Here is a 12,111-nt window from a genome sequence, read left to right on the forward strand (position 1 = left end):
TCACTAGCAGAGTTACCTTTTACTGCACTTCCGGAGGATTGGTGCGTTCTCTCCCCCTGGCCTGCGCGGTGGCACTGGCCGCCGCCACGCTCGTCCCCGCCCTGCCCGTTCAGGCCGCCGCGACTCCGTCCCTCCAGATCACCCGTATCTGGTACAACTCGCCTGGGTCGCCCGATTTTGGGGCGAACAGCAGCCTGAACGGCGAGTACATCCAGGTCAAGAACACGACCCGGCGAGCGGTCAGCCTCAAGGGCTGGACCGTCCGCGACGAGACGCGTCGCTCCGACCACATCTACACGTTCGGCGCCTTCACCCTCGGCGCGGGCAGGACGGTGACCCTGCGGACCGGTAAGGGGAAGAACACCGCGACCACCCGGTACTGGGGCAGGAGCGGGGGCACGCTCGCCTACATCTGGAACCAGACCAGGGACACCGGCTACCTGCGTGACCCCAGGGGGAAGCTGGTCGACTCCTGCTCCTACAACTCGTCCCGGGTCGAGTACGTCAACTGCGTCTAGGACCCGGTGAACCGCCGAGGAGCCCGCGCCGGAAGGGGCGGGCTCCTTCCATTTGAGATGTCCTGCAACCTTTCGCTGGTTTGGCCGCGTTGGGAACCGGCGAGAGGAGATCACATTGGATCGTCACGACGGCTTCCGCGAGTTCGTGCTCGCCCGCCAGCAGGCGCTGACGAGGACCGCGTACCTGCTCACGGGTGATGCGCACCTCGCCGAGGACCTGCTGCAGAGCGTGCTGATCAAGGTCGCCAAACAGTGGCCCAAGCTGTCCGTTGACGGCAACCCCGAGGCGTACACGCGCAAGGCGCTGATGAACCAGTACATCTCGTGGCGGCGGCGGTTACAGCGGGAGTGGCCGAGCGCCTCTCCACCCGAGCGGGGCGCCTCCCACGACGAGGCGACGATCGACCGGATCATGCTGCGTCAGGCGATGACCAAGCTGACGCGTAAGCAGCGCGCCGTACTCGTGCTGCGTTTCTGGGAGGACCTCACCGAGACGCAGACGGCCGAGGCGCTGGGCTGTTCGGTCGGCAACGTCAAGAGCCAGACCCACCGCGCGCTGGCCCGCCTGCGCAGGCTCGCGCCCGAGTTGTCCGACCGGAGTTCCCTTTCCTTACTGCAGGAGGTGGCGGTATGACGAGGCTGCGCAGAGCCCTGAACGACCTCGCCGAGGAGGCGCCCTCGGCGGACCTGTCCGGCATGGTCGACCGGATCCTGACGGGGAACCGGCGCAGACGGCACACGACCGCCGTGCTGGCCGCCGTCGCCACGGTCGTCACGGTCGTGGCCACGGGCACGGTGATGGCGACCGTGACGCGGTCCCGGTCCCCGGAGGTGGCCACGTCACTGCGGGCGGGCGCGATCGCCGACCTGCCCGGGGGGAACGTGGGACCGCTCGAATACGCGTACGAGACGCCCTGCAAGGTGGACAAGCGGAAGGCCCTCGACTGCTCCTCCGCGGAGTGGCGGGTGGTCACCCGCGCGGGCACGACCTACCGGCTGCCGCAGGCGCTCGCCATGACGGCCCAGAACCACCGCGTGCCCGTCTCGATCAGCCGGGACGGGCGCATGCTCGCCTACTACAGCAGGAAGGCCCGGGCGCACGTGGTGCGCGACCTCGTGGGCGGTTCCGAGACGACGTCCCCCGTCACGGTGAAGGAGTCGCAGATCGGCGCGGGCTCCATGCTCGTGCTCTCCGACGACGGCCGTCACGTGGTGTTCGACCCGCGTGAGGGGACCAGGAAGCCGGGACTGCTGATCGACGTGCGCACCGGCACGACGGTGCGGGTGCCCGGCCAGTACGAGGCGGTCAGCGTGCGCGGCGGCGTCGCCGAGCTCGTCCGGTACCTCAGGACCGACCTGCGGCTGATGCCCGTCACCGGCGGAGGCAGGACGGTGCACTTCGACGGCACGTTCACGGGCTTCAGCGAGATCTCTCCCGACGGCCGTACGGTCGCCGCCTTCGAAAGACGCGACGTCAAGAAGTGGGTCCAGGAGCTGCGCACGTTCACCCTGCTCGACGTCGGCACCGGGCGCAGGGTGCGCGAGGTGCCCATCAACGGCCTCCCGGAGGGGGAACCCGTCATGGCCACCGGTCCCTGGCTGAGCGGGTCGGAACTCACGGTCGTCGTGCGGGACTCGAAGCGCACCTATGTCTACGGGGTCGACATCGGCACCGGGAAGGCCCGCCGGCTGGCCGACCATCAGAACGTGCCGTACCTGACCCTGCCGGGGATCGCGAGCGAGTGATCCACCGAGCGTGTGGGAAGGGCGTCGGACAAGGGGGCTCCGACGCCCTTCCGGCGTTCAGCTGGAGAGTTGGCCGTGACGGGCGCGCATGCCGTCCACGAGGGTCTTGAGGGCGGCGGCGGTCGGCAGCCAGGGGTCGGCCAGAGACTGGGTGGCCTGGGCGACGAGCTGGTCGGCGAGGTTGGACACCGGCGTCGCCGCGTTCGTCACGTCCGCGGCCCACAGGTAGGCCGCGTTCCCCGCGGGCAGGGGCGTCCCGGCCGCCAGGACGTGCACGGTCTGCTGCGCCTGACCCCAGCCGACCAGCCGGTGCAGGTCGGCCAGGACCTCCTCCATCACCGCGAGGTCGTAGGCGGTGATCAGGGGAAGGACCGGTGAGGTGTCGACCGGGGTGGTGGAGCGGCCGCCGGGCCCGTGGTGCAGGGTCATCGAGATCTGCTGCGACTCCAGCATGAGCTGCCGGTACAGCAACTCGGTCGGCGCCTCATCCAGCCAGATGTAGGAGTTCTGGTACTTCTGGACGAACACCATGTTCTGCCACACCCACAGCGACCGCGCCCAGCCCTTGGTGAGACGCTCCTGGGCCTCCGTCAGCGCCTGGCGCACCCTGGTCTCCTGCGGAACCGTCAGGGCCGGACCGGCGGCCGGGGCGAGTACGGCGAGCGGCGCGGGCGCGGGCAGGACGAGGTTCGTGTGGCGCCTGGCCACCTCGGCGTAGTGGTCGGCGTTGGTCTTCATGGCAGGCCAGTCGACCGTGGCGAAGCCCGCCGCGCCGAAGTAGATGTGGTCCACGATGTCCTTGCCGGCGATGTGGAAGGACTCGTGCAGCAGGGTGCGTACCCGGCCGTCGGTGCGGGCGTCCGCGAACGCCATGGGGACGGTCAGCGACTCGGGAGAGGACACGGCCCCGGCACCCTGGATGGCCAGGTCACCACGGCTGTCCAGCAGGATCATCCGGTTGTCGTAGAGGCGCCTCAGCCCGTTCGCGGCGTCGGTGAACCTCTGCTTGATCTTCGGCAGCCTGGTGCCGTCCGGCAGGTTGAAGACGGCGGTGATGTGCGCGTCGGCGTTGCCCGCCGCGATCTGGGTGAAGGCGGTGGTCGCCTCGTCCACCATGGCCTTCAGCACCGCCTGACCGGCGTCGCCCGGAGGCTGGTTCTTCCGGTTTCCGGCCTGCGCGACGTACGGGGTCTTGTCGGCGAGGACCGCGATCAGCTTTTCCAGGGTGTCGTTGGTCGCCGCGTTCGCGTAGTCCAACGGGGCGGCGGTCCTGGCGTAGTTGTCCACGCCGGTACTGCCGAGCGCGACCCGCAACGCGCCCAGATCGGCCGGCCGGACCCTGTCGTAGGCGCGCCGTACCAACCGGTGCAGCGTCGCACGGAGCGGAGGCTGGGGGAGCTGGGGGTGGGTGAACGGTTCCTGCTGGGTCACACCGCTTAACGGCAGCATGAATTCCCTTCCACATCCGCGTTTTCCCTCGCGACGGATGTCGCGTATGTCAGATATGACACCCACCACAGAAAATGCGTTTACCGCCCGGGCGAATCCCCCGGCCGCGCCGCGCTGAGGGCGGTGAGGCGAAGGCCGACAGGAACAGGAAGCCGCCGGCCATCGCGAGCCGGTGTTGCGGAAGCTCTTGCGCGCCTTTGGTGAAATATCCCGGTCTAATAGGAAATATATCTACTTTAGTCTAATTGTCGCCATTGTGATCCACTGCGAAAATCGCCGCATGCGACGCAAAACACCTAAATTGCAGGTCATGACGGTCGCCATGTTGGTCGCCGGTATGACGTGGGCCGCGACGGGCGCGGCGTCCGCGCAGATCTCCCCCACGAAACCGCCCCTCGATCCGGCGGGGACCGAGAAGGACCCGCCTTTCACGTTGGGGCAGATCATCGCCGAGTACGGGAACACCGACCTCTGCGAACCGGGAAGCGGACCCGGCGGACCGGCCTTCAACGCCTTCGGAACCCAGCCGGTCCCGTTACCGGGGCAACGCGTCGTCAGAATCGTCATCACCGGTGACTCCTACATGTCCGGTGAGGGGACGAGTGACTACTACAACAAGAAGGGCGTCGTCCCTCCGCCGATGATTCCCGGGCCCAACGGGCCGGTTCCCGCCCCCGGATACTCCGCCGAGGACTACCAGACCGACTGGCGGCACAGGTCGCCCAACGCCGCCGTCATGGTGGCGATCGACCAGTTGCGGCGGGCCAATCCCGACGTCCACTTCGACGTACGGTTCAACGCCTCCTCCGGCGCGTCGTCGCAGCACTACTTCGTCCGGCAGCTGGACAACGAGAACCGCGACAACCCGCCGCAGCAGGAGGGCATCACCCGGGAAACGGACCTGGTCATCGCCGGATTCGGCGGCAACGACGTCCAGTTCGGGCCGCGGGTCCAGGACATGCTGAAGGGGGGCGCCGCGCAGAGCGCGATCATCAGAAACAACCTGCCCCTGCTGGACACCTCACGCGCGGACGAGACCGAATGGGCGGACTCGGCTCCCCCCACTCCTCCGCTGCAGCGCCCGCTCACCACTCCCTCGACGCTCTCGGCCCGCTACGTCCAGCTGGTACGCGCGATGCACGCCTCCGGGGGTTCGAAGACGAGGGTCATGCTCGTCAACTACCCCCAGAGCGTGAAGGCGGGGCAGCTGCCGACCGGGGTGATGGGCAGGCTCCTGAACTGGCACAACACCAACCTCGACCAGCTGGAGCCGCTGGCGGGCCAGTTGACCGCCTCGATGAGGAAGGCGATGCAGGTCCTGGTCTCCCACGGTGTCCAGGCCGACCTGCTCGACATCCAGAACGCCTTCGCCGGACACGAGCTGGGCAGCCGCAGCCCGTACGTCCGCAACCTGGCCATCCAGGCGGGGCCCACGACCTTCAACAGGGTCCAGCAGACCGCGCACCCCACCAGGGCGGGCGCCGCCGTACTGGCGAACTACTACGCGCTGATGATCGCGGCCGAGGTGGGCGTCAAGGCGGTGCCCGAGGCGGGCGCGCCGGCACCGGACGCTCCGGCCCGCCCGTGCCAGTCGTCGACGGTGTGGGAGCCGCCGGACTGGACCCCGGGCGACGGCGGTTCCACCGGCGGCGGTGGTGGCGGTGGCGGAGGCAGGGGCGGTTCCCCCTGGGCTCCGACGGGCGTCGTCATCGGCACCCCGCCCTTCTCCTGGCTCTTCCCCGGCGGCGGCAACCCGGGCAACCCCGGTAACCCGAACCCCGGTACCCCGGGCTCAGGCAACCCGACCGGCACCGACCACGGCACCGTCGTCGTCCTTGAGCCGGTCAAGACGGTCCGGCCGGGCGACCCCGTCCCGGACCCCAGCCTCCTGAACCCCTTCCCGACCGGGGTGCCGAACAGCGGCGGAACGACCGCCACCTGTCAGCAACTGCTGTACATCCCCTGCACCCCCACCATGGTCAAGGTGCCGATGCAGTAAGGGCACGGGCCCTCCGGCGCCGGAGGGCCCGTACCGATGGTCATGAGGCCGGATCGGCGGCGAGGCGGTTCAGCTGCAGGTCGAGGGTCGCGACGGCCGTGTCGCGGTCGGTCTCACCCAGCATGAGCGCGTCGGCGAGCGCGCCCGCCGCGCCGAGCAGGATGCGCGCCTCCGCCTCGGCGGCGACGGCCGGACCGTAGGCCTCGGCGACGAGCCGCGTGACGGCGGCCGTCGCGGCGGACAGCCCCTCCCGGTAGAGCCGGTGGAGCTGGGGGTTCGCGGCGGTCGAGGCGAGGAAGGCGTGGCCCGTCAGGATCTGTTCGGCGCCGAGGTCCACAAGTGCCAGGAGGACCTGACGCAGCGCCGTACGCGGCGGATCACCCGGCCGTACGGCTGCCGCGAAGGCGCTCTCGATGTCGTGCCGCCGCATGGTCGCGGCCAGCCGCAACAGCTCTTCCTTGGCGGGGAAGTAGTGCTGGACCAGGCCCTTGGAGATCGAGGCCTCCACCGCGACGCGCCCGACGGTCACCGCCTCCGGACCCTCGCGCACGCACAGCCGAAGCGCCGCCCTGGCGATCTCCTCACGCCGCGCGTCGTGGTCCACGCGCTTCGGCATCATCACCTCCGTGGAGCGTTTACAGTACGATCGTATCGTAAACGAGGGGGTTGCCATGGACACCATCGCGCCGAACGTCGGAGCGGCATTCAGGGCGGACAGGCTCGGTCACTTCCACGACGCCGCCGCCTACGCCAGATATCGGCAGGCCTACGACCGCGCGCTGGCGACCCTGCCCGCGCCGAGCGCGACGCTGGACGTGCCGACCGGCTTCGGCACCGTCCGCGCCTACCGGTTCGGGCCCGCCGACGGGGTGCCGCTGTTGCTGCTGCCCGGTCGTGCGGCGGCCGCGCCCATGTGGGAGGCCAACCTGGCGGGCCTGGCGAGGAACCGCCCGGTGTACGCGGTGGACCTCATGGGAGAGCCGGGCCTGTCCGTGCAGACCCGGCCGCTGACCTCCTCCGAGGACCAGGCGGCCTGGCTCACCTCGCTGGTCGACGCCCTGCCGGAGCCGGAGCTCCACGTGCTGGGGCTGTCGATCGGCGGCTGGTCCGCGCTCAACCTCGTCGTCCGCCGACCGGCCGGGATCCGCTCGCTCGTCCTGCTCGAACCGGCCGTCACCTTCGGCGGCATCACCTGGAAGGTCGTCGTCGTCTCCCTGGGGTCGGTGCTCCCCATGCCCGGCGCGGTACGGCGACGCCTGCTGAGCTGGATCTCCGGTGGCGCCGACGCCTCGGAGGACGAGCCCGTCGCCGAGCTGATCGCCTCCGGCATGCGTGACTTCACCGCCGCCCTTCCCCGGCCCGACTACCCCACCGACGAGCAGATCGCCGGGATCGACCTGCCCACCCTGGTGGTGATCGGCGGCCGGAGCATCATCCACAATCCGGAGAAGGCCGTGGCACGGGCACGCCGCCTCCTGCGGCACGGCACCGTCAAACTCTGGCCGGAGGCGTCGCACGCCGTCAACGGCGAGTTCCCCGAACGCGTCGAGACCACCGTCAACGCCTTCCTGGCCGAGGTCGAGCGCCGCCCGTGAACATGACGTCCGTCAAGTGAGAAAGCGGATCCGGCGGCCGTCGAACTCCGGAGAATCATCCCGAAAGGACGACCCACAACCACGGTGACCGCGACCGTGGCGACGCCGGTGCGGCCGACGCCCTCGCCTCCCCATCGAGGAACCGTCCGCCCCGCTGCCCGGTGGTCAGCCGGCCCCTCCGAATTCGAGGATTCTCCAGGGGGCGTCGTCCGCCTGCCTGCCGACCAGGAAGCTGTAGGGGTAATGGCGGTCGTCGTCAGGAGGCTCTTCGCTGCACCGGCGGATCTCGACATCGACGTGGACTCTTTGAACCTGCCGATAACCGCCGGGTCCATAGGTGTCGGAAATCGGTCTGCCGACTTTGGAGACCTTCACGTCGGCCCACGTGTTGATCGGGTCGTTCAGCCAGCCGTGGAAACGCCGGTGATAGGACGGCGTCGACAAGGCGCGGGCAACGTTGGAGTCACGCGCCGCGACGGCGGCGAGATAGGCGCGGACCACCACGTCCGCGGTGGCATCGTCCTTCGGCATGGTGACCGGTGGCCCCTGCGAAACGTCGCACGCGGCACAGCTTCTGCCGTTGACCAGGAGGAACAGGATGGTCAGCGCGAGAACCGCACGTCCCGGCTTCGTTCGCACGATGCTCCGATCCCGGCGCCCGTCAGAATAGCCCGATCTTCGTGATTCAAAAGAATGTCATCCGGCGAAATGCTCAGGTGGTGAAACGCTCGCGGTAGTCCGTCGGGGTGACGCCGAAGCGCTGTCTGAAGACCCGGTGGAGTGTCTCGACGGAGCCGAGGCCGACCGTGTTCGCGATGGTCCGCAGGCCGCTGCCGGTGTGGAGCAGGTGCCGCGCCGCGGCCTCCACCCGGATCGTCTCGACGTAGTCGGCGGGTGTGACCCCGACCTGGCGGCGGAAGAGCCGTGAGAAGTGGCGGACGCTGAGACCGGCCCGGCGCGCGAGCGCCTCGTTGGAGAGGTCCTCGGTGAGGTGGTCCGGTATCCACGCCTGCAGGCGAGCGATCCCGGCGTCCGACGCCGAGGGGTGCGCGAGGAGTTCGCTGAACTGGCTCTGCCCGCCGGGCCGTCGCATGTACATGACGAGCCACCGGGCGACCTGGCGGGCCAGTTCGGCGTCGTGGTCCTCGGCGACCAGGGCGAGGGCGAGGTCCATGCCCGCGGTCACCCCGGCCGACGTCCAGATGCGCCCGTCCTGCACGAAGATCGAGTCGGGGGCGACGGTCACCTCGGGGTGGTCGGCGGCGAGCCGTTCCGCCGCCGCCCAGTGCGTCGTCGCCCGCCGTCCGTCGAGCAGCCCGGCCGCCGCGAGGATGTGGGCCCCGACGCAGACCGATGTGATCCTCCGTACGTCGTGGTCGGCGAGGGTGGTGAGCCACTCGACGAGCGGTTCGGCCCGCAGGACCCTGGGGCCGGTCGTGTCCAGCACCAGGCCACCGGGCACGATCAACGTCCCGATCTCGCGGCGCAGCTCCGTCCAGGAGACGTCGGCGGCGATCGAGGCGCCTCCCGCGCAGCGGACGAGGCCCGCCTCCGGTCCGGCGACCACGATCTCGTAGCCGGGTGCGCCCTCGCCGAGAAGGCGGTCGGCGGTGGAGAACACCTCAAGCGGTCCGGCGACGTCGAGCAGTTCGACACCGTCGTACACGGTGATCACGACGAGATGCGAAGTCACGGTGCCCACTCTGCCGTACGGATGCGATGGCCGGATATGACATGTGCATGTCCTTGCGGACATCGGTTTCGCCGATCGACGATGGTGATCGTCCATCCACCGGTGACGTACGGAGCACCCGATGATTCCCTCGATTCCCGACTCGCCCATCGCCCAGGCGGCGGTCGCCCTCGCCGCCGAGGCCGAGCCCGTGGATCTGCTCAACCACAGCTACCGCACCTACCTCTTCGGCCGGTACCTGGTCGCCGAACCCGGGATCGACGAGGAGGCGGCCTTCGTCGCGGCCATGCTCCACGACCTCGGCCTGGCCGAGGACTACCGGGGCGAGGCGGAGTTCGCGCGCGTCGGGGCCGACCACGCGTGCCGCTTCCTCGAAGGGCGTGGCTGGGATCCGGACCGGATCCACCTGGTCGAGGAGGCGATCCTGCGGCACGCCAACATCCACGCCGAGGAGGTGCCCGAGTACCGCGTGATCCAGGCGGGGGCCGCCCTGGACGTCGGCGGACTCGGCTACGAACACGTCAGGAGGGATGATCTCTCCGGCGTCCTGAGGGCCTATCCGCGCCTCGGCTTCGCCTCGCACATGCGCGACCGCTTCCTCGGCGAGATCCGACGGCACCCGGAGGGTTCCTTCGCCGAACTGGAGCGGGCCCTCGGGGCGACCGACCTGATGGGCGCCAATCCGATCGACAGGCTGGAGGAGTAGCCGCCTCAGGGGCTTTCGAGCACGGTGCCGATCAGGGCGGTGCCGCGGTCCGTGCGGCCGCCGGGGCCGGGGTGGTAGCCGACCTGGTCGGCGGTCAGTTCGCCGCCGCACGACCGGCAGGTCACGGTGGCCCGGGTGTCGTCACCGCAGGTGTGGTGCCGGACGATCAGCGGTGGCCCCGCGTCGTCGGCCTCCCAGCGGTCGCCCCACGCGGTCAGCGCGAGCAGGACGGGCACCAGGTCCCGGCCCTTGTCCGTCAGGTGGTAGCCGTACCGGTCGGGCCGTTCGGCGTAGCGCTCACGCCGGAGCAGACCGCCCTCCACCAGCCGTTCGAGACGCTGGCTCAGCACGTTGGTCGCGGCGCCCAGGTCGCGCTGGAGGTCGTCGAACCTGTGCAGGCCGAGCGTCACGTCACGCATGATCAACAGTGCCCAGGGGTCACCCACGATCGCCGCGGAACGGGCGATCGAACATGCGATGCCAGTGAAGTCCGTTCTGGTCATATTTGAGTCCCTTGCTTAAAGCAAGTCAGCAGGATACCTTGCGCTTCATGTATCACGCTATTGTGCGGTCCGTTGTCAGGAGAACCTGGCGCAAGGTGGGCGCGGGCGACTACGAGGCGGCGGTCGCGATGGCCGCTCCCGATGTGCGCTTCCGGTTCGTCGGGGACACGGCGCTGGGCGCGGACGTGCGGGGCCGCGACGCGTTCCGGGCGTGGTTCGCCCGTTTCGAGGAGCGTCTGCCCGGGGTCCGGCTGAGGCTCGTCGACGTCGTGGCCAACGGCTGGCCGTGGAACACCAAGGTCGCGGTGTGCCTGCAGGTCGTCGGCACCCTGCGGGACGGGACGCCGTACCGCAACCTCGCCATGCAGTGGGTCACCCTCCGCTGGGGCCGCATGGTCGATGACGTCGTCGTCGAGGACACCCTCAAACTCGACGCGGCCCTGCGCGGTTCCGAGGCCTGAATTCCCGGCGCGGGGGCACGGGAAGGCAGGGAGAGGGAAACGCGACGCGGGGACGGCGCCGGGCACCGTCCCCGCGTCCGCGGGCCGTACGGGATCAGATCAGCGAGTGGACCTGCAGGGTCTCGGTACGGCCGGGGCCGACACCGATGGCCGAGATGCGGGCACCGCTCATGCTCTCCAGGGTCTTGACGTACGCCTGGGCGTTGGCGGGCAGGTCCTCGAAGGACTTGGCGCCGGAGATGTCCTCCTGCCAGCCGGGGAACTCCTCGTAGATCGGCTTGGCGTGGTGGAAGTCGGTCTGGGTCATCGGGATCTCGTCGTAGCGGACCCCGTCCACCTCGTAGGCGACGCACACCGGGATGCGATCGAGGCCGGACAGGACGTCCAGCTTGGTGAGGAAGAAGTCGGTGACGCCGTTGATCCGGCTGGCGTAGCGGGCGATGACGGCGTCGAACCAGCCACAACGGCGGTTGCGGCCGGTGGTCACGCCGTACTCGCCGCCGGTCGTGCGCAGCCAGTCGCCCATCTCGTCGTCGAGCTCGGTCGGGAACGGGCCGGAGCCGACACGGGTCGTGTAGGCCTTGAGGATGCCGATCACGCGGGTCAGACGGGTCGGCGGGATGCCGGAACCCGAGCAGGCGCCGCCGCTGGTCGGGGAGGAGGAGGTGACGAAGGGGTAGGTGCCGTGGTCGATGTCGAGCAGGTTGCCCTGACCGCCTTCGAGCAGCACGACCTTGTTCTCGTCGAGGGCCCTGTTCAGGATCAGGGAGGTGTCGGCGATGTGCGGCTTGAGACGCTCGGCGTAGCCGAGGTACTCGTCGAGGACCTTGTTCGCGTCGATGGACCTACGGTTGTAGATCTTGGTGAGGATCTGGTTCTTCTCACCCAGGGCGATCTCGATCTTCTTCTGCAGGATGCCCGGGTCGAGCAGGTCCTGGACCCGGATGCCCATGCGGTAGATCTTGTCGCCGTACGCGGGACCGATGCCGCGGCCGGTCGTGCCGATCTTGGCCTTGCCGAGGTAGCGCTCGGAGACCTTGTCGAGGGCCTTGTGGTGCGGCATGATCAAATGCGCGTTCGCGGAGATGAGCAGACGCTCCGAGGAGACGCCACGGGCCTGGAGGCCGTCGATCTCACTCAGCAGCACACCCGGGTCGATGACGACACCGTTGCCGATCACCGGGATGACGTTGGGGGAGAGCACTCCCGTCGGCAGCAGATGCAGCGCGTACTTCTGGTCGCCGATGACGACCGTGTGTCCCGCGTTGTTGCCACCCTGGTATCTGACGACGTAGTCGACCTGGTCACCGAGCAGATCGGTCGCCTTGCCCTTGCCCTCATCGCCCCACTGGGCACCCACGAGAACGACAGCCGGCATCGTTAGTCTCCAACCGCAAAAACCAAAGCCCCTGACGCAATCGCGACAGGGGCTCTTGCGAGG

The 12,111-nt window shown here is 69.3% G+C and carries 13 protein-coding genes; 7 read left to right on the forward strand and 6 right to left on the reverse strand.

Annotated features, from left to right (window positions below):
* Positions 1-41: 41 nt before the first annotated feature.
* From ACIBVQ_RS10170 to ACIBVQ_RS10180, 3 genes are all read left to right on the forward strand, one after another.
* Positions 42-518: a lamin tail domain-containing protein gene (locus ACIBVQ_RS10170; RefSeq protein ID WP_399176815.1), complete on the forward strand. Its 477-nt coding sequence runs from the start codon at positions 42-44 to the stop codon at positions 516-518.
* Between the two features lie 115 nt (positions 519-633).
* On the forward strand, positions 634-1,152 hold the full coding sequence (locus tag ACIBVQ_RS10175) for a SigE family RNA polymerase sigma factor (protein ID WP_352011120.1): 519 nt from the start codon (positions 634-636) through the stop codon (positions 1,150-1,152).
* Positions 1,149-2,264, forward strand: a complete 1,116-nt coding sequence (locus tag ACIBVQ_RS10180; protein WP_399176817.1) for a hypothetical protein — start codon at positions 1,149-1,151, stop codon at positions 2,262-2,264. The genes ACIBVQ_RS10175 and ACIBVQ_RS10180 overlap by 4 nt, the downstream gene beginning before the upstream one ends.
* Before the next feature lie 57 nt (positions 2,265-2,321).
* Here the strand turns inward: ACIBVQ_RS10180 and ACIBVQ_RS10185 are convergent, their stop codons facing one another.
* On the reverse strand, positions 2,322-3,713 hold the full coding sequence (locus ACIBVQ_RS10185; RefSeq protein WP_399176820.1) for a hypothetical protein: 1,392 nt from the start codon (positions 3,711-3,713) through the stop codon (positions 2,322-2,324).
* A gap of 310 nt (positions 3,714-4,023) precedes the next feature.
* Between ACIBVQ_RS10185 and ACIBVQ_RS10190 the strand changes: the two genes are divergently transcribed.
* Positions 4,024-5,712, forward strand: a complete 1,689-nt coding sequence (locus tag ACIBVQ_RS10190) for a hypothetical protein (RefSeq protein ID WP_399176822.1) — start codon at positions 4,024-4,026, stop codon at positions 5,710-5,712.
* A 40-nt stretch (positions 5,713-5,752) separates the two neighbouring features.
* On the opposite strand, the gene ACIBVQ_RS10195 is transcribed toward ACIBVQ_RS10190, so the two are convergent.
* Positions 5,753-6,328 carry a TetR family transcriptional regulator gene (locus ACIBVQ_RS10195; RefSeq protein ID WP_352011116.1) on the reverse strand — a complete coding sequence of 192 codons (576 nt, stop codon included), beginning with the start codon at positions 6,326-6,328 and terminating at the stop codon, positions 5,753-5,755.
* Positions 6,329-6,383: 55 nt separating this feature from the next.
* Here ACIBVQ_RS10195 and ACIBVQ_RS10200 point away from each other — a divergent pair, with 55 nt between their 5' ends.
* The gene (locus ACIBVQ_RS10200) at positions 6,384-7,307 is read left to right on the forward strand and encodes an alpha/beta fold hydrolase (protein WP_399176824.1); all 924 of its coding nucleotides are present in this window, start codon (positions 6,384-6,386) and stop codon (positions 7,305-7,307) included.
* A gap of 165 nt (positions 7,308-7,472) precedes the next feature.
* On the opposite strand, the gene ACIBVQ_RS10205 is transcribed toward ACIBVQ_RS10200, so the two are convergent.
* Both ACIBVQ_RS10205 and ACIBVQ_RS10210 read right to left on the reverse strand, forming a co-directional pair.
* Positions 7,473-7,946 (reverse strand): hypothetical protein, encoded by a 474-nt coding sequence (locus tag ACIBVQ_RS10205; RefSeq protein ID WP_399176826.1) that lies wholly within the window; start codon positions 7,944-7,946, stop codon positions 7,473-7,475.
* 73 nt (positions 7,947-8,019) lie between these two features.
* Positions 8,020-9,000: a GlxA family transcriptional regulator gene (locus ACIBVQ_RS10210; protein ID WP_399176828.1), complete on the reverse strand. Its 981-nt coding sequence runs from the start codon at positions 8,998-9,000 to the stop codon at positions 8,020-8,022.
* 121 nt (positions 9,001-9,121) lie between these two features.
* Here ACIBVQ_RS10210 and ACIBVQ_RS10215 point away from each other — a divergent pair, with 121 nt between their 5' ends.
* Complete coding sequence (locus tag ACIBVQ_RS10215) at positions 9,122-9,706, forward strand: HD domain-containing protein (protein WP_362777720.1); 585 nt, start codon at positions 9,122-9,124, stop codon at positions 9,704-9,706.
* 5 nt (positions 9,707-9,711) lie between these two features.
* Here ACIBVQ_RS10215 and ACIBVQ_RS10220 read toward each other — a convergent pair whose 3' ends face one another.
* Positions 9,712-10,209 carry a helix-turn-helix domain-containing protein gene (locus ACIBVQ_RS10220; protein WP_352011110.1) on the reverse strand — a complete coding sequence of 166 codons (498 nt, stop codon included), beginning with the start codon at positions 10,207-10,209 and terminating at the stop codon, positions 9,712-9,714.
* A gap of 62 nt (positions 10,210-10,271) precedes the next feature.
* Here ACIBVQ_RS10220 and ACIBVQ_RS10225 point away from each other — a divergent pair, with 62 nt between their 5' ends.
* On the forward strand, positions 10,272-10,670 hold the full coding sequence (locus ACIBVQ_RS10225) for a nuclear transport factor 2 family protein (RefSeq protein WP_352011109.1): 399 nt from the start codon (positions 10,272-10,274) through the stop codon (positions 10,668-10,670).
* A gap of 94 nt (positions 10,671-10,764) precedes the next feature.
* Here ACIBVQ_RS10225 and ACIBVQ_RS10230 read toward each other — a convergent pair whose 3' ends face one another.
* Positions 10,765-12,048: an adenylosuccinate synthase gene (locus ACIBVQ_RS10230; protein ID WP_399176832.1), complete on the reverse strand. Its 1,284-nt coding sequence runs from the start codon at positions 12,046-12,048 to the stop codon at positions 10,765-10,767.
* Positions 12,049-12,111 lie beyond the last annotated feature (63 nt).

Origin of the sequence: Streptosporangium sp. NPDC049376, assembly GCF_044466505.1 — a bacterium.
Classification (GTDB): Bacteria; Actinomycetota; Actinomycetes; order Streptosporangiales; family Streptosporangiaceae; genus Streptosporangium.